This window comes from Rhodoferax sp. GW822-FHT02D07, from assembly GCF_058802405.1.
In genome coordinates this window covers 56,414-76,173 of record NZ_JBXAOD010000002.1, presented here as the reverse complement: position 1 = coordinate 76,173, position 19,760 = coordinate 56,414, and the positions used below count along the sequence as shown (strand labels likewise).

Genomic DNA, 19,760 nt, shown 5'->3' with positions numbered 1-19,760 from the left:
GCAAACCAAATAAAATCCGCCGTTCTGATTCTCACATCATCCAAACAACAAGGTACACCATGGCACGCACCGTCAATTGCATCAAACTCGGCAAAGAAGCCGAAGGCCTGGATTTTCCGCCCTACCCCGGCGAACTGGGCAAACGCATCTGGGAAAGCGTGAGCAAGGAAGCCTGGGCTGCCTGGCTCAAGCACCAGACCATGCTGGTCAATGAAAACCGCTTGAACCTGGCCGACGCACGCGCCCGCCAGTACCTTGCGCGCCAGATGGAGAACCACTTCTTCGGCAACGGTGCAGACGCCGCACAAGGCTACGTCCCCCCCAGCGCCTGAGTCGACCGACTCCCCCGCCGCATGGACGCAGGCTCTCTGCCCCAGCACCTGCTGGACGCCTGCGCCCTTCCCCATCGCTGGGCCAGCCTGCCGGCCTGGACGGTGTTGGACACCGGTTTTGCAGCCCTTTCCCCTTTCCTGAACTGCTGGCAGCGCTGGCAAGCGGATCCCCAGCGCCCCCGCATGCTGCACTACGTGGGCATGCTCTCCCCAGCGCAGGCTCTGCAACTGCCAGCGCTGGCCCTGGCGGCGGCCCGTGAGACCCCGGACTGGAAACCTCAAGCCGAAGCCTTGGCCCGCGCCACCGACAAGCTCCCGCCGGGGCAACACCGCATCCTGCTGGCGCAGGGGCAACTCTCGCTCACCCTGTGCGTGGGCGACATTCCGGCAATGCTGGCCGAACAACAGTTTTTGGCCCAAACCCTGTGGGTGCATGGCGAACTGCCAGCACTGGACAAATGGCAGGCCAAGGCGCTGGCCCGCTGCAGCCAGCGCGGTGCCCTGCTCGCGCTGCACTCAGACACGCCGCATGCCACGACCAGCCTTGCTGAAGCAGGTTTTGTCGATCTGACTGAGCGCGCAGATTGGCACGCCGCCCAATTTGCGCCACGCTGGTCCTTGGGCCAGCGCGATGCGGCGCCTGCGCCGTTGAAGCCGCAGCGCTGCAGCGTGATTGGTGCGGGCCTTTCCGGCGCCAGCGTAGCCCGCGCACTCGCGCAGCGCGGCTGGCAAGTGACCGTACTGGATAGCCACTCCGGTCCGGCGGGCGGGGCGTCCGGCTTGCCTGCGGGTCTGGTGGTGCCCCATATCTCAGCCGATGACAGCCCCCGCTCGCGCATGTCACGCGTCGGGGCCCGGCTCATGCAGCAGCACGCCGCCGCCCTGCTGCAAGATGGGGTGGATTGGCATGCCAGTGGCGTGGAAGAGGCAGATCTGGAGTCCGGAACTAGCCGCTGGCATGCCGACGCTGCCTGGATACGCCCTTCCCGCCTGGTGCAGGCCTGGCTGTCCCAACCGGGGATCCAGTGCATCTACAACGCCCCTGTCAGCAGCCTAGAACGCCGCGGTAATGTCTGGCAGCTGAGGGATATGGCCGGAGTCTTGCGGGCAGAGTCGGAGTTGGTGGTCCTGGCCAATGCCACAGGCTGTGTTCCCTTGATGCTGGCGCCTGCCCATCTCCAGTTTCTTGGCGAGGGACTGGCGGAGCGCCTGCACACCCTGCACGCGGTACACGGCACCGTGAGCCATGCGCAGCATGCCACTGGTACACCACCCGCCCACTGGCCTTCCCACCCGTGGAACGGGCACGGTTGTTTTCTGCCCGACGTGCCGCTGGCGGAAGGGCGCGGCTGGCTGGCTGGGTCCACCTTCGAGCCGGACCAGATTCCCGAGCAGGCGGGCCACCGGCTTGCTCCCCTGAGCGAGCAGCACCGCGCCAACGCAAAGCGCCTGCAGGAGCTATTGCCAACCGTGGGGACAGACTTGGCGTCGCAGTTTACGCAAGGCGCCGTACAGCACTGGTCGGCCACACGCTGCGTAACCCATGACCGCCTTCCGCTGGTGGGTCCACTGGAGGATACCGATGCTTCATCACACGCAAGGCTGTGGATCCATGCCGGCATGGGCGCACGCGGATTGACGTTTTCGGCGCTTGGGGCCGAGTTGTTGGCAGCCCGGCTGGGCGGGGAGCCCTGGCCGCTGGAAAGCACGCTGGCACGCAGCCTGGATGTGCGCCGCCCCAAGCGCAAGCGCAGCTAGGCTTTTTGCAGCAGGCCGATCACCTGCAGGGGATTGAATGGCATTTCGATCAGGCCGATGCAGCCCATGCGCTCCGCCAGATTGGCGGTTTTCCAGCTCGAATTGGCCGACACCGCCACCACAGTCCGCACCGGCTTTTCAAGATCCTGCAGGTGTTTGACCAACACCCAAGGGTCCACCGCATCGTCATTGACGTGGACCAGCACCAAGTCGTACTGCCGAGCCTTGACGCTGTCATCCAGCTGGGCCAGGGTCTGCACTTCGTCCACCGCCGTAATGCCGGCCAGCGCCAGCCGCGCCCGGAGGTAGAGCCGTGCCTCCTGCGGCAAGCCCACCAGCATGGCGAGCTTGACCCCGGGTGGCAGCGGCATTTCCGGGGGGGCTTCCAGACTGATGTCGATGTCCACATCACCCGCTGCCACAAACAGCTCGTCGAGCAGCCCTACCATCGCCGCCCAATCCACAGGGCGCTGCACCGTGCGCCAAGCCAGCGTGGGGGCGCCTGCGCCGACGCAGATCATCTTGAGATTGGTATTGAAGTTGGGCGAGACCAGCTCCAGGCCGGCCTCGTAACTGTCCACGTCGATCAGCGCCACCTGGGCAGGTCCGGCCGCTTCGGGTGTCCAGAGCACGTACTGCGGGCCCTCGCGCCCGGATAGCCGGAACAATGTGTTGAGCGAATGCCGCTCCACATCACTGAATCCCACCACCTTGACCAATACCGTCGCTGCCATGCTCCGAGTCTATCGTTCCTTGGTGTAAGGTTTGCCCAAAGCCTGGGGCGCAATGGCTTTGCCGATAAAGCCCGCCAGCAGCACCACAGTCAACAGATAGGGCAAGGCCTGGATGAACTGCACCGGCACCTCGCCAATGCCCGGCACCTGCACACCCTGCAGGCGAATTGCCGCAGCATCCAGAAAGCCGAACAACAAGCAGGCCCAGAACGCGCCCACCGGATGCCAGCGGCCGAAGATGAGCGCAGCCAGCGCCATGAAGCCACGCCCCGCCGTCATATTGGCCGAGAAGTTGGCGCTTTGCGCCAGCACCAGGTAGCCGCCAGCCAGGCCGCAGAGCACGCCATTGAGCGTGAGGGCCGTGTAGCGCAGCCCTGCCACGGAGACGCCAGCGGCATCCACCATCTGCGGGTTCTCGCCCACGGCGCGCAAGCGCAGCCCGAAGCGTGTGCGGAACAGCAGCCACCAGCTTGCCGGCACCAAGAGCAGCGCCAGATACACCATGGCGTTGTGGCTCAGCAAACCAACGCCGATGAAATTGCCCACTAGCGGGATGCCCTGGACGGCGGCCTGCAAGGCCGGGAACAGCGGCTGGATGCGCACCGTGTCGCTCACAGGCGGCGTCTGGCCGCCCTGCGCAAACCAGGCAATACCCAGCACCACGGTCAGGCCAGCCGCAATGATGTTGATGGCCACGCCCGACACCACCTGGTCACCCTTGTGGCTCACGCAGGCCAGGCCATGCATCCAAGACAGAACCACCGCGACGAGCACACCGACCAGCAGCGCCACACCCGTGGACGAATAGACCGCGCCCATGGCTCCTGCGGCAAAGGCGGCAGCCAACATCTTGCCTTCCAGGCCGATGTCGACCACACCGGAGCGCTCGGACCACAGGCCCGCCAGTGCGCAGAGGATGAGCGGCGTGGATACGCGCAGTGTGGACGCCAACATGGCGTAGATCAGGGTGTCATCCATGGCGTGCTCCCAGCTTGAACACACGGGTCAAGACCCAACTCAGGCGCGGCGCAATTACATAGGTCATGGCACCGGAGAACAACACAATAAAGCCCTGCAAAGTCACCACCATCTCCCGGCTGAAGCCGGTCACCTCAAACGCCACCTCGGCACCGCCCTGGAACAAGGCACCGAACAGCAGGCTGGCAAAAATAATGCCCACCGGGTGGTTGCGCCCCATCAGCGCCACCGCAATCCCGGTAAAGCCTGCGCCACTGACAAACTCCAGCAGTAGACGGCCGTTGACACCGGCAATCTCGTTCATGCCGACCAAGCCCGCGAGCGCGCCCGAGATGGACATGGCGATCATGATCTGGTGGCGCGAACGCACGCCGGCATATTCGGCTGCTGTGGCACTGGAGCCCACCGCGCGCAGGTGGTAGCCCGCACGCGTACGCCACAGAAACAGATAAACCAGCAGCGCCGCGCCCAGTGCGAGAAACAGGCTCACATTAAGCGGCGAAGTGGCCCACTCGATGCCCAGCCAGCCCAACGCCTCGTGCATGCCCGGCAGCTTGGCCGAGGGTGCAAAGGCCGCACTCTCGACCGACATGGAACCCGGCGGTTTGAGCTTGTTGACCAGCAAATAACCCAGCAGGCCGCTGGCAATGGAGTTGAACATGATGGTGGTGATCACCACATGGCTGCCACGGTAGGCCTGCAGATAGGCCGGAACCGCCGCCCACGCAGCGCCAAACAGCGCGCCCGAGAGCACCATGAGCGGCAGCATGATCCAGGCCGGCAGCACCGGCGAGAGCCAAAGCGCGACCAGACCCACGCCCAGCCCGCCCAGAATCGCCTGGCCTTCGCCACCAATGTTGAACAGGCCTCCATGGAAGGCCACGGCCACGGCCAGACCGGTGAAGATGAAAGTGGTGGCGTAGTACAACGTGTAGCTGATGCCGCGCTGCGAGCCAAAGGCGCCCTGGATCAGCACAGAAATGACTTCCGCTGGGTCCTGCCCCACCAAGGCTACAACACCCGCTGCGGCCAGCAGCGCCACAGCAAGGCAGACCACTGGCAGCAGGACCAGATCGGCCCAACGCGGCAAGGGGGCGGATGCGCTCATTGCCCACCTCCGGTCATCAGCAAGCCCAATCCAGCCTCGGTGCAGTCGGCAATCGCCAACTCCCCGGTGACCCGCCCCTGGTTCATCACAATCACCCTGTCCGACAACGCCAAAATTTCATCCAGTTCACTCGACACCACGAGCACCGCACAGCCCGCGTCGCGCATGGCGCGCAACTGGCTGTAGATGAACTCGATGGCACCAATATCCACGCCGCGTGTGGGCTGGCCCACCAGCAGCACCTTGGGCGCCTGCCCGATCTCGCGCGCCAGCACCAGCTTTTGCTGGTTGCCGCCGGAGAATTTGCTGCTCACCAGTTCTGGATCGCGCGGCCGCACATCGAAGCGTTCCATCATGGCGCTGGTCGCCGCACGCATTCGTCCATGCGACATCCAGCCGTAGCTCGCGTACGAGGGCAAGCCGTCGTAACCCAGCACCGCCGATTCCCAGGCCACAAAATCCATTACCATGGCGCGTGCATGCCGGTCCTCAGGCACATGGGCCAGGCCCAGTGCGCGCGCGGTGCGTGGGTCCAGCCACTGGGCACCGCCAAAGGTCTGGCCACCCAGCTGCAGGCTGCCCTCTTGCGGAGCCAGCAGGCCAGAGAGCACATCCAGCAGCTCGCTCTGGCCGTTGCCCGAAACACCGGCCACGCCAACAATCTCACCTGCGCGCAGTTGCAGGTTTAGACCCTGCAACCGCACGACCTGCATGGAGTCACGCACCAGCACATCGCGTGCTTCCAGCAGTACCTCGCCCACAGGGCGGGCCTGTTCGTCCAATCGTCCCATTTGCACCTTGCGCCCTACCATAGCCTCAGCCAAGGCTTCGACCGAGGCTTTAGCAATCGGCAGCTCCTGCACCACACGGCCACCGCGCATCACGGTGACTTGGTCGCACAGGCCCATGACTTCCTTGAGCTTGTGGGTGATCAGCAGAATCGTTGTGCCCTGGCTGCGCAACACGCGCAGCACTTTGAACAGATGCTCGGTCTCTTGCGGCGTCAGCACGGCCGTGGGCTCGTCCAGGATCAGCACCTTGGCACCACGGTACAGCGCCTTCAGGATTTCCAGCCGCTGGCGATCACCCACGGGCAGGTCGGCTACCAAAGCATCCAGCTTGACCTGCAGGCCAGTAGCCTGCATCAGGCCCTCGAGCTTGCTGCGCACCGTGGCATCGGCCTTGTGCAGCAGCCAGTGCGGCTCGGCCCCCAGCATCACGTTTTCCAGCGCGGATAGCGTATCTACCAGCATGAAGTGCTGGTGGACCATGCCTATGCCCTGGGCAATCGCGTCGTCCGCATTGCGTATGGTCACACGCTGGCCAAACACATCCACCGAGCCGCTATCAGCCTGGTAGAAGCCATACAAAATGGACATCAGCGTGCTCTTGCCTGCACCGTTCTCGCCCACGATGCCATGCACCGTGCCCGGTGCCACACGCAACTCCACATCGGCATTGGCAGCCACGGCGCCAAAGCGCTTGTGAATGCCCTGCATATGCACAGCCCAGGGGCTGCCACCGGGGCTCAAGCTATCTGCACTCAAATCCTGCTCCTCTTGGGGGCTCTTGCTGTCAAGTAATCAAGTGAAAAGCCCACGGCACTGTGTGCAGCACCGCGGGCTTTTGTTTTTTCGGCTTAGGCGGAACATGGATAGTCCCGCGGCAGCCTGACCCAGCTTAGAACTTGCAGGCGTTGTCAGCCATGAAGTCGGCAACCTTGATCTTGCCGCTGATGATGTCAGCCTTGGCGGCTTCCACCTTCTTCTTCATGTCGGCTGTAATGAGCTTGGCGTTGTTGGCGTCCACGGCGTAGTCCACGCCGCCTTCCTTCAGGCCCAGCACGGAGATGCCAGCCTTGTGGCCCTTGGCCACGTTGTAGACGGCCACGTCAACGCGCTTGAGCATGGAAGTCAGCATGGTGCCGGGTTGCAGGTGGTTCTGGTTGCTGTCCACACCGATGGCCAGCTTGCCGCTGTCCTTTGCGGCCTGGTAGACACCGATGCCAGTGCCGCCAGCGGCGGCAAACACCACGTCCACGCCTTGCGAGAACTGAGCCTTGGCCAGCTCGCCGCCGCGTGCGGGGTCATTCCAGGCGGCGCCTGTGGTGCCAGTCATGTTGCCAATGACTTCAGCCTTGGGGTTGGTGAACATCGCGCCTTGCTTGTAGCCGCACTCGAACTTGCGGATCAAGGGGATGTCCATGCCACCCACAAAGCCGACTTTGCCGGACTTGCTGGCCAGCGCGGCCAAGGTACCGACCAGGAAGCTGCCTTCCTGCTCCTTGAACACCACGGACTGCACGTTGGGCAGATCCACGACCATGTCGATGATGGCGAACTGCAGCTTGGGGAATTCCTTGGCGACCTTCTCGATGCTGGAAGCCTGGCCGAAGCCGATACCGATGATGGGGCTGGCGCCGCGTTCAGCCATGCGGCGGATTGCTTGCTCGCGCTGGGATTCGTTGGTGATTTCGAAAGACAGGTACTTCTTGCCGGTTTCCTTCTTCCATTTTTCGATGCCGTTGTAAGCCGCTTCATTGAAGGACTTGTCGAACTTGCCACCCATGTCAAAAACGACAGCGGGGTCAGCGGCCATGGCCTGGAAGCTGGCAGCCAGGGTCGCAGCCAACAGGCTCAGACGCAAAGTAGATTTCACGGTCATAACTTCTCGCAGTTCTCTATCAGGTTAAAAAAACAAAACTCAATGCTTCCTCCGCAGCAAGCATTCCGCACTGTAGGGCAAGAATACTTACCGGTCGGAGTGTGACCATCAGGGCTTATCCGTATATAAGGCCAACGTTATACACCTCTTCCAAAACAACGCATTACCTCGCCGAACGGTCCAGACGCACCAATTCAGCACCAATCGCGCTCGCCAAACGTGCGTTATTGAGCACCAACTGGATATTGGAGGCCAGGCTGTCACCACCGGTCAGCTCGCACACGCGTGCCAGCAAGAACGGAGTGGACTCCTTGCCGCCGATGTTCTGCGCCACCGCCTCCTGCAAGGCCTGCTCGATTGCGGCATCGATCGCATCACGCGGCATGGCATAGGCTTCGGGAATCGGATTCGCAATTACCATGCCACCGGCCAGTGACAGCCCCCATTTCACATGCAGGGCCTGGGCAATGGCCTGTGGCGTATCCAGCCGGTAATCCACCGCAAACGCGCTGTCGCGGGTAAAGAAGGCCGGCAGCGAGGAGGTCTGGTAGCCCACCACGGGCACGCCATGCGTCTCCAGGTATTCCAGCGTGAGGCGCAGATCCAGAATCGATTTGGCACCCGCGCACACCACGGCCACCGGCGTCTGGGCCAACTCCTGCAGATCGGCCGACACATCAAAGCTCTGCTGCGCACCGCGGTGCACACCGCCAATGCCGCCCGTGGCGAACACGCGGATGCCGGCCATGGCGGCAATGATCATGGTTGAGGCCACCGTCGTGGCGCCTGTGGCGCCAGCGGCCACGATGAAGGGAATATCGCGGCGGCTGACCTTCACGACCTCGCGCCCGCTGCGGCCGAGCTGCTCGATGTCCTGCCCCGACAAGCCCGCCTTGAGTCGGCCGTTGACGATGGCGATAGTGGCCGGCACAGCGCCATGGGCGCGCACCTCGGCCTCGACCTGCAAGGCCGTCTGCACGTTCTGCGGGTAGGGCATGCCGTGCGAGATGATGGTGGACTCCAGCGCCACCACGGGCAGGCCCTGTTCCAGTGCCTGGCGCACTTCGGGAGCGATATCGAGATAGGAATTCATGGGAATCACAGAGGTTGTTGCTGCCGCACGGCAGCATGGTTCAAATCCGGCGAGTTGGCGAATGTACTGGAAAGTGTGATCTCCGCACAGGTCATGCCATAGGCCACGGCCTCGCGCAGGGCCTCTTCACGCTGCAGCGCCGCAATCACGCCCGCCATCAACGCGTCGCCCGCCCCGGTGGCACTGCGCACCGTCACCGGCCGCGAGGCACGAAACTGCGGAGCCTCATTCACATCGGCCCAGCACACGCCCTGCGCGCCCAGGCTGATGAGCACGCGCTGGACGCCTTGGGCCTGCAGGGCTTGGGCGGCGCGCTGTGCATCTTCGGGGCTGCGCACCTCCAGGCCGGTCAGGGCCTGGGCTTCCATGTGGTTGAGCTTGAGAAGAAACAGGCCGCGCAGCAGCCCGGCCACACGCACGCACTTGGCGACCGACACGCCATCCACCGCCACCGGCCGGCCCAGTGCCAGCAGGTAGGCCAGCGTGGGCGCAGGCAGATTACAGTCTGCCAGCAGCAAGTCCTCGCCTTGCGCCAGCGCAGGCGAGGCGGCGCAGAGGTCCGGTGTGAGGGCCTGCAGGATCTCCATGTCATTGACGGCCATGGCCACTTCGCCATCAGGCCCGTGCATGGACAGGTAGGTAGCAGTGCGGTAACCAGGAATGCTGAGCGCGCAGTCCATAGCCACGCCCGTGGCCAACGTGGCCTCGCGCAGGGCCTGGCCAAACGCGTCCTGGCCCAGCACCGTGAGCAGGCGCACTGGCACGCCCAAGCGCGCCAGGTTCTCGGCCATGTTGCGGCCAACGCCGCCGGGCGAGTAATGGATGGAACCGGGAATTGAGTCGCCGGCCGCGAGGGCGCTGCCGGCCTGGGCGCTGATGTCCATATTGGCGCCACCGACCACGGTGACGGCGCGGGGAACAGCAAGGGTCATGGGGGTTTATACGGAAGAACTTATCTGGCACGCCTGATTTCAGCGTCAAAATAGACGATTTCCTCATCAGCGAGTGCATCCGATGATACTTGTGGCTGGCTCTGCCAATCTGGACTTTGTGGTCCGCGCCCATCACATCCCCAGCCCGGGCGAGACGGTGCTGGGCCGCGACTTCAAGACCTTCCCCGGCGGCAAGGGCGCCAATCAGGCCGTGGCCTCCGCGCGCGCCGGCGCGGCCGTCACCCATATGCTGGTCGGCCTGGGCAACGACGCCTTTGCCGTGCCGCTGGAAAACTCGCTCAAGGGAGCGAGCGTACAGCTGCACACGGTGCGCATGCCAGACCACCCTACCGGCACCGCCTTCATCTGCGTCTCCGACGATGCCGAAAACGCCATCACTGTGGCGCCCGGTGCCAACGCCCAGCTGCGCCCAGAACACCTGCCCAGCCTGCAGGGCTTCACCCACATGCTGTTGCAGCTTGAAACTCCCATGGAGACCGTAACCGCCTATGCCAAGGCCGCACGCGCCCAGGGCGTGACGGTAGTGCTTAACGCGGCTCCAGCGCAAAGCCTGCCACCCGAGCTGCTGGCCCACACCGATGTGCTGGTGGTCAACGAGGGCGAGCTCGCCACCGTGTCCGGCCATAACGGCAGCATTGCCGAATGCCTGGCGCGCCTGAAGGTCCCCACTGTGGTTGTGACCCTGGGCCACCACGGCAGCTGCGCGCGCCACCAGGGCGGCTACACCCTGCAGGGCGCCTACCCCATCACGCCTGTGGACACTACAGGCGCAGGCGACACCTTCTGCGGCAGCCTGGTTGCTGCACTCAGCCAGGGCCAAGCCCTGCCTGACGCGCTGCGCTACGCCAGTGCGGCAAGCGCCATTGCCTGCACCCGCTGGGGCGCGCAGTCCAGCATTCCCGAGGCAACCGAGGTCAAGGCCCTGATCGCCCAGCACCCCAAGACGTCCCCGGAAGCAGAGCAGGCGCTGCGCGCCTTCTGCGGCATCCGATAACCCGTTTTTCAACCGAGACATTTCTATGAGCAATATTCCCGCACGCAAAGTTATCTATGACACCGACCCTGGTGTGGACGACGCCATGGCGCTGTACTACGCGCTGGCCCACCCCGGCATCGACGTGGTCGGCATCACCACCACCTTCGGCAATGTGACCGTGGAGCAAGCCGCCATCAACGGGCTCTACCTCACCGAAATCGCCGGAAAGAACATCCCCGTGACCCAGGGTGTCAAGACTCCCTGGCTCAAGGCACCCGGCACCCCGCCCGACTTCATCCACGGCGGCGACGGCCTGGGCAATCTGCCCAGCCGCGTGCCCACCAAGAGCGTGCTGGACCCTCGCCCCTCAGCCCAGTTCATTGTCGACATGGCGCGTGCCCACCCCGGCGAAATCACACTGGTGGCCGTTGGCCCACTGGGCAACTTGGCTACTGCACTGAAGCTGGAACCCAAGCTGCCCCAGTTGCTGCAGGAAGTCATCATCATGGGAGGCACCATCGATGAGCCGGGCAATGTGTCCCCCGTGTCAGAGGCCAATATCTGGAACGACCCGCACTCGGCCGACTTTGTGTTCACTGCCGGCTGGAAGCTGACCATGGTGGGCCTGGACGTGACCCACCAGCTCATCCTGCCGCTGGCCCTATTCAAGAAGGTGGCCGACCACCACAAGCATGTCGCCACTGATGTGCTGCACCACGCCGTGGCCTTCTATGCCGATTTCTACAGCGGCGTGTACCCGCATGTGGCCAAGATCCACGGCTGCTTTGGCCACGACGTGCTGGCTTTTGTGGCATTGACCAACCCGGAGATGTTTGAAGTCCAAAGCGGTCGTATCCGCGTGGCACTGGATGGCGCCGGCAACGGCCAAACCATGATGCGCCGCCGCAACATCTTCTACCCGCAGCCCGGCTGGGGCGATGAAGTGCCCGACACCCACGTCTGCATGAACCTGCAGGTGGACGCGGCCCGCGAACTCATCGAATCCACGCTGCTGACAAACTGGCTGTAAACCCCACGAACGCCCCCAGGCACAGGAGACCCGCCATGCATTTACCCGTTGTTGACTTCAGCAGCCCGACTGCTCCACAAGAGTTCTGCAAGAGCCTGCACGAAACAGGCTTTGGTGTGCTGAAGAACCACCCGCTCAACCAGGATCTGGTCGAGAGCATCTACGCCGAATGGCTGGGCTTCTTCAAGACCGAGGCCAAGCACCGCTACCCGCACGACCCGGCCAAGCATGACGGCTACTTCTCGCCCAGCGTGTCCGAAACCGCCAAGAACAACACCAAGAAGGACCTCAAGGAGTTCTTCCACATCTACCCCTGGGGTCGCTACCCGGCCGAGGTGAGCGATAGGGCCCGGCGCTACCACGCAGAAGGCTCCGCATTGGCCGCCACGCTGCTGGGGTGGGTCGAAGACAACTCCCCGGCCGAGGTCAAGGCGCGCTACTCCATGCCGCTGCCCCAGATGATCGAGGGCAGCGACCACACGCTGCTCCGAGTGCTGCATTACCCACCTCTGCAGGGGGACGAGGACCCTGATGCCGTGCGCGCCGCTGCCCACGAAGACATCAACCTGCTGACCATCCTGCCCGCCGCCACCGAACCCGGCCTGCAGGTCAAGGGCAAGGACAACGCCTGGCACGACGTGCCCTGCGACTTTGGTTATCTGATCGTCAACATTGGTGACATGCTGCAGGAGGCCTCGGGCCACTATTACCCCAGCACCTCGCACCGCGTGCTCAACCCCAAGGGCGAGGGTGCCAAGAAATCGCGCATCTCCCTGCCCTTGTTCCTGCACCCCCGTCGCGAGGTGGTGCTATCGGAGCGCTACACGGTGGAAAAGTACTTCAACGAGCGCATGGAAGAGCTGCGCGGCAAGAAGTACTGAAAACGTGAATTACGCGGCAGTAGCCGCGTAATGCGCCTGCTTGGTGGCGTACATGCGCTGGTCGGCCACCTCCAGCAGGCGTTCCATATCCTTGCTGTCATCAGGGAACGCAGCGGCCCCCATGGCGGCGGCCAGCGCGTACTGCCGGCCTTCGAACTGAAAATCGGAGGTAATCGCGGCCTGCAGGCGCTGCATGGCAATGTTCATGCCGTGCGGCGTTTCCACCGGCGTGAGGATCACGCCAAACTCGTCACCCCCAAGGCGCGCCACGGTATCGGTGTTGCGCGCCTCGCCCTTCACACGCTTGGCGAACTCGCGGATCACGGCGTCGCCAATGCGGTGCCCATGGGTGTCATTGATCTGTTTGAGGCCGTTCATGTCAATCATGAGCACCCCGACCTGGCGCGCATCCCGCACGCTTTGCAGCAGCGCGCTGCGCAGCCGGTCCATGAACAGTGATCGGTTCGCCACACCGGTCATGTCGTCATGCGTGGCCTTGTAGAACAGGTCGTCGGTGTCGTACTTGGTGGCGAAGAACATCGCGGCACCCACCACCTCGGAAAGCAGATCCAGTAGCGTCATGTCCTCGTCGGAGAACGCATCCGGCCGTGCCGACATGGCCTTGAGCACGCCTACCGTCGTGCCCTTGTGCGTCAGCGGCATGACGATCATGGAGCGCAGACCCACGCGGCGGCAGGCTTCCCGGTCCACACGGGGATCGGTCTCGGAGTCGTCGCAGCGCAGCATGGTGCCGGTGGTCACGCACAGGCCCGAAAGCGAATTGCTAACCTTGAGCCGCAGGCCCAACTGGGGTTTGGCCGCACCGGCCACGGCCCGGTAGACCATGTCTTCGCCTTCGGCCAATTCAATGGCAGAGCCATCGGCATGGACGAGCGCATTGGCACGTTCCGCCACAAGGGTCATCACGCCACCCAGGTCGAGGCCCAGTTTGGCGATTTCTGTCTGTATGTTGATGATTTCCAACAACTGCTTGGGAGTGGCCATTGCCGTGCTCTTTCTCGTTCTATCCGACCAAGCCGCAATTTCCTGCGGCTGCTGCAATAGGGCCTCCAGGCGGGCCCTTGCGCCGAAATCATGCCACAGCCCCCCTGAAACCACCAAGCTGAGAGAGACCGGTGGCTTGGAATTCTTATATTCCAAATGAGCATACAGGCATAGCCAAAAAATCGTTTTCAATCTAAGGCGCAGCGCCTACATTCGCTGCCATGCAAGATTTGGCATTTGTGTTTGCGGGCTTTTTTGTGGGCCTGATCGTGGGGCTCACCGGGGTGGGGGGCGGTTCGCTGATGACGCCCATCCTGATCTTCTTCTTCGGCGTGAAGCCCTATATGGCGGTCGGCACCGACCTGCTGTTTGCCGCATTTACCAAGATGGGCGGCACCATCAAACTGGCGCGTTCACGCCACATTGACTGGCGCGTGGTGCTCAATCTGTCCGCCGGCAGCATTCCGGCCGCCATGGCCACCCTCTATATCCTGCACACTCTGGGTGCCACCAGTGCCACGGTGCAGCACATCATGACCACCACGCTGGGCGGCGCCCTGCTGCTCACCGCGGCGGCCACCTTGTACAAGGCCCTGCGCGGCAAGACCAGCCCGGTGGCTGTGGCGGCCGGCCAGGAAGCCGCTGCCGCCCGCCCCCGCCACTGGAGCCTGCCGCTGCTCTTCGGCGCGCTCATCGGCACGCTGGTTACACTCACGTCCGTCGGTGCGGGCGCCATTGGGGTGACCGTGCTGATGCTGCTCTACCCCCTGCTCCCCTTGCCGCGCATCGTGGCAGCGGACATTGCCTACGCCGTCCCCCTGACCCTGGTGGCCGGCATGGGCCATGCGTCGCTGGGATCGGTGGACTGGCCCATGCTGGCCAAGCTGCTGGCTGGCTCCATTCCGGGCATCTGGGTGGGCTCCCACCTGATGTTCAAAACCCCCGAGCGTGTCATTCGTTCTTTGCTTTCCCTTCTTCTTGCCTATGCTGGCATGAAACTCATCGCACTCTGACCATGTACCAATACACCGAATTTGACCGACAGTTCGTCCGCAGCCGTGCCGCCCAGCACCGCGACCAGCTGGAACGCAACCTGGCCGGCACGCTGAGCGACGACGAGTTCCGCCCCCTGCGCCTGCAAAACGGCTGGTACATCCAGCGCTACGCGCCCATGCTGCGCGTGGCCGTGCCCTACGGCGAACTCTCCAGCGCCCAGCTGCGCGTGCTGGCCCGCATTGCCCGCGAGTACGACCACCCCAGCAAGGAAGTGTTCGACAAAGCCATCGGCACCCAGGCCACCTGGGGTACCACCCACCTGCCCGTGGGCTACGGCCACTTCACCACGCGCCAGAACGTGCAGTTCAACTGGATTCCCCTGGTCAAGAGCGCCGACGTGATGGACCTGCTGGCCACCGTGAACATGCACGGCATCCAGACCAGCGGCAACTGCATCCGCAACATCACCAGCGATGAGCTGGCCGGCGTGGCGCCTGACGAGATTGCCGATCCGCGCCCCTTTGCCGAAATCATGCGCCAGTGGAGCACGCTGCACCCCGAGTTCGCCTTCCTGCCGCGCAAGTTCAAGATCGCCATCACCGGCGCCACCGAAGACCGCGCCGCCGTGAGCTGGCATGACGTGGGCCTGCACCTGATCAAGAACGACGTTGGCGAGCTGGGCTTCAAGGTGCTGGTGGGCGGCGGCATGGGCCGCACCCCCATCACAGGCACCGTAATCCGCGAGTTCCTGCCCTGGAACCAGATCATGAATTACCTGGAAGCCGTAGTGCGCGTATACAACCGCTGGGGCCGCCGCGACAACCTCTACAAGGCCCGCATCAAGATTCTGGTGAAGGCCGAAGGCCAGCGGTATGTGGACGAGGTGGAGGCCGAGTACCAGGAAATCCTGACGCGCGACGGCGCGCCCCACACCATCCCGCAGGCCGAGCTGGACCGCGTTACAGCATGTTTTGTGCCTCCAGCCCTCGTGGAACGTGCGCAAGCAGCTACCAAAACTGTAGCAATTCCGCCCGAACGCCAAAAGGACTACGACCGCTGGCTGCAGCAGAACGTGGCTCTGCACAAGAACCCCGCACTGCGCTGCGTCACCCTGTCCTACAAGCGCCTAGGCCAGGCTCCTGGCGACGCCGATGCCGACCAATTGGACACCGCAGCCGCCCTGGCCGACGAGTTCAGCGCCGGTGAAGTGCGCGTGACACACGACCAGAACCTGCTGCTGCCCTGGGTGCGCGCGGAAGATCTGCCTGCCCTGTGGGTAGCCGCTAGCCACGCCGGTTTGGCGCGCAGCAATGTGCGCCTGCTGACCGACATGATTGCCTGCCCCGGCGGCGACTTCTGCGCGCTGGCCAACGCCCGCTCCATCCCGATCGCCGCTGCCATCACCGAGCGCTACCAGGACATGGACGAGCTGCACGACCTGGGCGAGATCGACCTGCACATCAGCGGCTGCATCAACTCCTGCGGCCACCACCACAGCGGCCACATCGGCATCCTGGGCGTGGACAAGGATGGCAAGGAGTGGTACCAGGTGTCCCTGGGCGGCTCGGATGGCTCCGCGCTGAGTGGCGCCGCCGTCGCCGGCAAGGTGGTGGGCCCGTCCTTCACCGCGCTGGAAGTGCCCGGCGTGATCGAAGCCCTGCTCGATACCTTCCGCCAGCACCGCAACGGCCGCGAAACCTTTATCGACTGCGTGAAGCGCGTGGGCTTTGACACCTTCAAGGCTGCCGCAAACAGCGCCCGCCTGGCCGACAAGCACGAAGAGCTGCACGCCATGCCCAAGACCACCGGCTACGCCAAAGACGCCCAAGAAGCCTGAGCCCCGGACGCCGAAAGAGAGAACACTATGAAATTGATAGCTGCTAGCGCACATTCCACCGGAGCTGAAGGCGAAAAAGTCCTTGAAGTTGCGAATACTGATGACCCCCGCACGCTGGATCTGACGGGCGTGACCCGCATCGACCTGAACTTCCCCAAGTTCACCGATGGCCGCGCCTACAGCCAGGCCTTTCTGTTGCGCCGCCGCCTGGGTTTCACTGGCGAAATCCGCGCCACGGGTGACGTGCTGATCGACCAGCTGGTGCAAATGGAACGCACCGGCTTTGACGTGGCCGTCCTGCGTGCCGACCAGAACATCGACTTCGCCCAGCGCCAGTTCGACCGCTACCGCGGCTTCTACCAGGGCGACGCCGTCACCGTGAACCCCGTGTTCGCCCGCGAAGGAGCCTCTGCATGAGCACGCTTGATCTCGCCAAAGTCAACGCCGAGCTGGGCCACAACGCCCAGGGCCTGGTGGAATGGGCCATTGGCCTGGGCCAGAACCCCATCGTCACCACCAATTTTCGCCCCTTCGAGGCAGTCATCCTGCACATGGTGACCCGTGTGAAGCCCGATGTGCCCGTGGTCTGGATGGACAACGGCTACAACACCGAAGCCACCTACCGCTATGCCGACGAGGTGACCAAGCAGCTGGGCCTGAACCTCAAGATCTACCTGCCGCTGCGCACCCGCGCCCACCGCGAAGCTGTGGAAGGCCCGCTGCCCGGTCTGGACGATCCACGCCACGCTGCTTTCACCGAGGAAGTGAAGCTGGAGCCCTTTGCCCGCGCCCTGCGCGAGACGGCGCCCAAAGTCTGGTTCACCGCCCTGCGCGCCACCGACAGCGCCGTGCGCGCCCAGATGGACCCGGTCAGCGTCAACCCGGACGGACTGATCAAGGTGGCGCCGCTGCTGCACTGGTCGTCCAAGGAGCTGTACCAGTACTGCGAGCTACACGGCCTGCCCAACAATTTCGACTACGTGGACCCCACCAAGGGCGAAGAGCAGCGCGAGTGCGGCCTGCACATCGCCCACTGAGCCCGGCCCACTGAAGAAGACACCGCCATGAATTCCATGACAGAACCCACCCATTTCGACCGCCTCTCGAACCAACACCTGGACGCGCTGGAAGAGGAAACCATCTTCATCCTGCGTGAAGTTGCCGCCGCCTTCGAGCGCCCCGCCCTGCTGTTCTCCGGCGGCAAGGATTCGCTGGTCATGCTCAAGTGCGCCGAGAAGGCCTTTGGCGTGGGTCGCATCCCCTACCCGCTGCTGATGATCGACACCGGCCACAACTTCCATGAGGTGACCGATTTCCGTGACTTCCGTGCCCAGGAACTCGGCGCGGACCTGATCGTGCGCAGCGTCGAAGACTCCATGGCTCGCGGCACCGTGCGCCTGGCACACCCCGGCGAGAGCCGCAACGTGCACCAATCGGTCACGCTCCTCGAAGCCATCGACGAGTTCCGCTTTGACGCGTTGATCGGCGGCGCCCGCCGCGACGAAGAGAAGGCCCGTGCCAAGGAGCGTATCTTTTCCCACCGCGACAGCTTTGGCCAATGGCAACCCAAAGCGCAGCGCCCCGAGCTGTGGACGCTGTTCAACACCCGCCTGCAACCCGGCGAACACTTCCGCGTGTTCCCCATCAGCAACTGGACTGAGCTGGATGTGTGGCAGTACATCGAACGCGAAAAGATCGCCCTGCCTTCGCTCTACTACACCCACAAACGCGACGTGGTGGAACGCAAAGGCCTGCTGGTACCCGTCACCGAACTCACGCCGGCCCGCGATGGTGAAACGATTGAAAGCCGCGATGTGCGTTTCCGCACCGTGGGCGACATCACCTGCACCTGCCCAGTAGAAAGCCTGGCCGCCACCGCCGCCGACATCGTGATCGAGACCCTGGCCGCCGACGTGAGCGAACGCGGCGCAACGCGCATGGACGACAAGACTTCTGAGGCTTCCATGGAGAAGCGCAAAAAGGACGGATACTTCTGATGACTGCTACGAATACGATAGCTGCTCCCGCAACATCCACGGGGGCTGATGACCAAAATGACACTTCATCTGCCCTGCGCTTCATCACCTGCGGCAGTGTGGACGACGGCAAGAGCACGCTGATCGGCCGCCTGCTGGTGGACAGCCGCTCGGTGCTGCAAGACCAGTTGGCCAACGTGTCCAAGAGCGGCGAGGCCGACTTGGCGCTGTTCACCGACGGCCTGAGCGCGGAGCGCGAACAGGGCATCACCATCGACGTGGCCTACCGCTACTTCGCCACGCCCACGCGCAAGTTCATCATTGGCGACGCGCCCGGCCACGAGCAGTACACCCGCAACATGGTCACCGCCGCCAGCAGCGCCCACGCCGCTGTGGTGCTGGTCGACGCGACCAAGCTGCAGTGGAATGTGGACGGCCTGGTGGAGCTGCTGCCCCAGACGCGCCGCCACAGCCTGCTGGTGAACCTGTTGCGCGTGCCCGGCATCATCTTTGCCGTCAACAAGCTCGACGCCCTGGGCGATGACGCCGCCAAGGCCTTCGCCAAGATCAGCGCCGCGCTGCAAGCCTTTGCACAGCAAGCCGGCATCCAGGTCACCGCCACCATCCCCATGTCCGCCCTTAAAGGCCACAACGTGGTGGAAGCCACACCCGGCTGGTGCAACTACCAGGGCCCCAGCCTGCTGGCGCTGCTGGAAACCCTTCCTGTCACCGCAGCCGAAACCGAAGTGCCCTTCTCCTTCCCCGTGCAGTGGGTGGAGAAGTTCCACAACTCGGCCGACACCAGCCAGGGCCGCCGCGTGTTCTGGGGCCGTGTGGCCACGGGTAACGTGAAGGTGGGCGACACCATCAACATCCTGCCCAGCGGCCAGACCGCCGTGGTGGCCCAGGTGGTCAACCACGCCCGCGTGCCCAAGGCCGTGGGTGCAGGCCATGGCGCCGGCATCACGCTGGACCGCGAAGTGGACGTGTCGCGTGGCGACTGGCTGCTAGCCCAAGTGACACCCGCTGCCGACCCGGCAGACGAATTCGCCGACACGCCCAAGCCCCGCGCCTTTGTGGAGCCCAGCCGCGAAATCAAGGCCACCGTGGCCTGGATGGACGATGAACCCCTGGTTGCAGGCCGCGTCTACCTGGCGCTGCATGGCCACCGCTGGATCAAGGCCAAGGTCAAACGCATCGTGCACAGCCTGGACATCAACACCCTGGCCGAGCACGACGCCACCGAGATCGCGCCCAATGCCATCGGCCATATCGAGCTGGCACTGCAGGAGCCCATCGCTGCCCTGACCTATGCCCAGAGCCGGGTTCTGGGCGCGCTGATTCTGGTGGATACGGCCAGCCACAAGACCTCCGGCGCCCTGCTGCTGAATTGATGCAACACAAGGAAGATGCCCCCGTGACAAGGGGCATCCTCAAAA

The 19,760-nt window shown here is 63.9% G+C and carries 19 protein-coding genes; 11 read left to right on the top strand and 8 right to left on the bottom strand.

Annotated features, from left to right (window positions below; genetic code table 11):
• The first annotated feature begins 59 nt into the window (after window positions 1-59).
• Together AC1RNN_RS05055 and AC1RNN_RS05050 are read left to right on the top strand one after the other, a co-directional pair.
• Window positions 60-332 (top strand): oxidative damage protection protein, encoded by a 273-nt coding sequence (locus tag AC1RNN_RS05055; RefSeq protein WP_294765278.1) that lies wholly within the window; start codon window positions 60-62, stop codon window positions 330-332.
• Between the two features lie 21 nt (window positions 333-353).
• On the top strand, window positions 354-2,090 hold the full coding sequence (locus AC1RNN_RS05050) for an FAD-dependent oxidoreductase (protein WP_493088086.1): 1,737 nt from the start codon (window positions 354-356) through the stop codon (window positions 2,088-2,090).
• Here AC1RNN_RS05050 and AC1RNN_RS05045 read toward each other — a convergent pair.
• The 7 genes from AC1RNN_RS05045 to AC1RNN_RS05015 all read right to left on the bottom strand — a co-directional run bounded on the left by AC1RNN_RS05045 (window position 2,087) and on the right by AC1RNN_RS05015 (window position 9,599).
• Window positions 2,087-2,824, bottom strand: a complete 738-nt coding sequence (locus AC1RNN_RS05045) for a hypothetical protein (RefSeq protein WP_493088088.1) — start codon at window positions 2,822-2,824, stop codon at window positions 2,087-2,089. The two genes, AC1RNN_RS05050 and AC1RNN_RS05045, sit on opposite strands and share 4 nt — an antisense overlap.
• 9 nt (window positions 2,825-2,833) lie before the next feature.
• Window positions 2,834-3,802, bottom strand: coding sequence for an ABC transporter permease (locus AC1RNN_RS05040; RefSeq protein ID WP_493088090.1), 969 nt, complete (start codon window positions 3,800-3,802; stop codon window positions 2,834-2,836).
• Window positions 3,795-4,910, bottom strand: a complete 1,116-nt coding sequence (locus AC1RNN_RS05035) for an ABC transporter permease (protein WP_493088092.1) — start codon at window positions 4,908-4,910, stop codon at window positions 3,795-3,797. Before AC1RNN_RS05035 ends, AC1RNN_RS05040 begins: the two co-directional genes overlap by 8 nt.
• On the bottom strand, window positions 4,907-6,457 hold the full coding sequence (locus AC1RNN_RS05030; RefSeq protein ID WP_493088094.1) for an ABC transporter ATP-binding protein: 1,551 nt from the start codon (window positions 6,455-6,457) through the stop codon (window positions 4,907-4,909). Before AC1RNN_RS05030 ends, AC1RNN_RS05035 begins: the two co-directional genes overlap by 4 nt.
• A gap of 133 nt (window positions 6,458-6,590) precedes the next feature.
• Entirely contained in the window at window positions 6,591-7,574 is a 984-nt protein-coding gene (locus AC1RNN_RS05025; protein ID WP_493088096.1) for a BMP family lipoprotein, read from the bottom strand.
• Between the two features lie 163 nt (window positions 7,575-7,737).
• The gene (locus tag AC1RNN_RS05020) at window positions 7,738-8,667 is read right to left on the bottom strand and encodes a pseudouridine-5'-phosphate glycosidase (protein WP_493088098.1); all 930 of its coding nucleotides are present in this window, start codon (window positions 8,665-8,667) and stop codon (window positions 7,738-7,740) included.
• Window positions 8,668-8,672: 5 nt separating this feature from the next.
• The gene (locus AC1RNN_RS05015) at window positions 8,673-9,599 is read right to left on the bottom strand and encodes a carbohydrate kinase family protein (RefSeq protein WP_493088100.1); all 927 of its coding nucleotides are present in this window, start codon (window positions 9,597-9,599) and stop codon (window positions 8,673-8,675) included.
• An 82-nt stretch (window positions 9,600-9,681) separates the two neighbouring features.
• Between AC1RNN_RS05015 and AC1RNN_RS05010 the strand changes: the two genes are divergently transcribed.
• Genes AC1RNN_RS05010 through AC1RNN_RS05000 form a run of 3 tightly spaced genes read left to right on the top strand, consistent with a single transcriptional unit; the run spans window position 9,682 to window position 12,507 of the window.
• Window positions 9,682-10,614, top strand: a complete 933-nt coding sequence (locus AC1RNN_RS05010) for a ribokinase (protein WP_493088104.1) — start codon at window positions 9,682-9,684, stop codon at window positions 10,612-10,614.
• 25 nt (window positions 10,615-10,639) lie between these two features.
• A complete protein-coding gene (locus AC1RNN_RS05005) occupies window positions 10,640-11,626 on the top strand; it encodes a nucleoside hydrolase (protein WP_493088106.1) in 987 nt (328 codons plus the stop codon).
• A 35-nt stretch (window positions 11,627-11,661) separates the two neighbouring features.
• The gene (locus AC1RNN_RS05000; RefSeq protein ID WP_493088108.1) at window positions 11,662-12,507 is read left to right on the top strand and encodes a 2OG-Fe(II) oxygenase family protein; all 846 of its coding nucleotides are present in this window, start codon (window positions 11,662-11,664) and stop codon (window positions 12,505-12,507) included.
• A gap of 9 nt (window positions 12,508-12,516) precedes the next feature.
• Here the strand turns inward: AC1RNN_RS05000 and AC1RNN_RS04995 are convergent, their stop codons facing one another.
• Window positions 12,517-13,512 (bottom strand): diguanylate cyclase domain-containing protein, encoded by a 996-nt coding sequence (locus tag AC1RNN_RS04995; RefSeq protein WP_493088110.1) that lies wholly within the window; start codon window positions 13,510-13,512, stop codon window positions 12,517-12,519.
• Between the two features lie 221 nt (window positions 13,513-13,733).
• Here AC1RNN_RS04995 and AC1RNN_RS04990 point away from each other — a divergent pair, with 221 nt between their 5' ends.
• From AC1RNN_RS04990 to AC1RNN_RS04965, 6 genes are read left to right on the top strand one after another with little or no spacing between them, the layout of a single operon-like run.
• Window positions 13,734-14,525: a sulfite exporter TauE/SafE family protein gene (locus AC1RNN_RS04990; RefSeq protein ID WP_493088112.1), complete on the top strand. Its 792-nt coding sequence runs from the start codon at window positions 13,734-13,736 to the stop codon at window positions 14,523-14,525.
• 2 nt (window positions 14,526-14,527) lie between these two features.
• Window positions 14,528-16,345: a nitrite/sulfite reductase gene (locus tag AC1RNN_RS04985; RefSeq protein ID WP_493088114.1), complete on the top strand. Its 1,818-nt coding sequence runs from the start codon at window positions 14,528-14,530 to the stop codon at window positions 16,343-16,345.
• Between the two features lie 27 nt (window positions 16,346-16,372).
• Window positions 16,373-16,762 carry a DUF934 domain-containing protein gene (locus AC1RNN_RS04980; protein WP_493088116.1) on the top strand — a complete coding sequence of 130 codons (390 nt, stop codon included), beginning with the start codon at window positions 16,373-16,375 and terminating at the stop codon, window positions 16,760-16,762.
• Window positions 16,759-17,382, top strand: coding sequence for a phosphoadenosine phosphosulfate reductase domain-containing protein (locus AC1RNN_RS04975; protein ID WP_493088118.1), 624 nt, complete (start codon window positions 16,759-16,761; stop codon window positions 17,380-17,382). The genes AC1RNN_RS04980 and AC1RNN_RS04975 overlap by 4 nt, the downstream gene beginning before the upstream one ends.
• Before the next feature lie 27 nt (window positions 17,383-17,409).
• Window positions 17,410-18,342, top strand: coding sequence for a sulfate adenylyltransferase subunit CysD (gene cysD / locus AC1RNN_RS04970; protein WP_493088119.1), 933 nt, complete (start codon window positions 17,410-17,412; stop codon window positions 18,340-18,342).
• The gene (locus AC1RNN_RS04965; protein ID WP_493088121.1) at window positions 18,342-19,715 is read left to right on the top strand and encodes a sulfate adenylyltransferase subunit 1; all 1,374 of its coding nucleotides are present in this window, start codon (window positions 18,342-18,344) and stop codon (window positions 19,713-19,715) included. The genes cysD and AC1RNN_RS04965 overlap by 1 nt, the downstream gene beginning before the upstream one ends.
• The last annotated feature ends 45 nt before the right edge of the window (window positions 19,716-19,760 follow it).

Excerpts from the sequence above, each read along its gene's own strand:
- AC1RNN_RS05055 (WP_294765278.1), top strand. The coding sequence starts at position 60 with ATGGCACGCACCGTCAATTGCATCAAACTCGGCAAAGAAGCCGAAGGC.
- AC1RNN_RS05050 (WP_493088086.1), top strand. The coding sequence starts at position 354 with ATGGACGCAGGCTCTCTGCCCCAGCACCTGCTGGACGCCTGCGCCCTT.
- AC1RNN_RS05045 (WP_493088088.1), bottom strand. The coding sequence starts at position 2,824 with ATGGCAGCGACGGTATTGGTCAAGGTGGTGGGATTCAGTGATGTGGAG.
- AC1RNN_RS05040 (WP_493088090.1), bottom strand. The coding sequence starts at position 3,802 with ATGGATGACACCCTGATCTACGCCATGTTGGCGTCCACACTGCGCGTA.
- AC1RNN_RS05035 (WP_493088092.1), bottom strand. The coding sequence starts at position 4,910 with ATGAGCGCATCCGCCCCCTTGCCGCGTTGGGCCGATCTGGTCCTGCTG.
- AC1RNN_RS05025 (WP_493088096.1), bottom strand. The coding sequence starts at position 7,574 with ATGACCGTGAAATCTACTTTGCGTCTGAGCCTGTTGGCTGCGACCCTG.
- AC1RNN_RS05020 (WP_493088098.1), bottom strand. The coding sequence starts at position 8,667 with ATGAATTCCTATCTCGATATCGCTCCCGAAGTGCGCCAGGCACTGGAA.
- AC1RNN_RS05015 (WP_493088100.1), bottom strand. The coding sequence starts at position 9,599 with ATGACCCTTGCTGTTCCCCGCGCCGTCACCGTGGTCGGTGGCGCCAAT.
- AC1RNN_RS05010 (WP_493088104.1), top strand. The coding sequence starts at position 9,682 with ATGATACTTGTGGCTGGCTCTGCCAATCTGGACTTTGTGGTCCGCGCC.
- AC1RNN_RS05005 (WP_493088106.1), top strand. The coding sequence starts at position 10,640 with ATGAGCAATATTCCCGCACGCAAAGTTATCTATGACACCGACCCTGGT.
- AC1RNN_RS05000 (WP_493088108.1), top strand. The coding sequence starts at position 11,662 with ATGCATTTACCCGTTGTTGACTTCAGCAGCCCGACTGCTCCACAAGAG.
- AC1RNN_RS04995 (WP_493088110.1), bottom strand. The coding sequence starts at position 13,512 with ATGGCCACTCCCAAGCAGTTGTTGGAAATCATCAACATACAGACAGAA.
- AC1RNN_RS04990 (WP_493088112.1), top strand. The coding sequence starts at position 13,734 with ATGCAAGATTTGGCATTTGTGTTTGCGGGCTTTTTTGTGGGCCTGATC.
- AC1RNN_RS04985 (WP_493088114.1), top strand. The coding sequence starts at position 14,528 with ATGTACCAATACACCGAATTTGACCGACAGTTCGTCCGCAGCCGTGCC.
- AC1RNN_RS04980 (WP_493088116.1), top strand. The coding sequence starts at position 16,373 with ATGAAATTGATAGCTGCTAGCGCACATTCCACCGGAGCTGAAGGCGAA.
- AC1RNN_RS04975 (WP_493088118.1), top strand. The coding sequence starts at position 16,759 with ATGAGCACGCTTGATCTCGCCAAAGTCAACGCCGAGCTGGGCCACAAC.
- cysD (WP_493088119.1), top strand. The coding sequence starts at position 17,410 with ATGAATTCCATGACAGAACCCACCCATTTCGACCGCCTCTCGAACCAA.
- AC1RNN_RS04965 (WP_493088121.1), top strand. The coding sequence starts at position 18,342 with ATGACTGCTACGAATACGATAGCTGCTCCCGCAACATCCACGGGGGCT.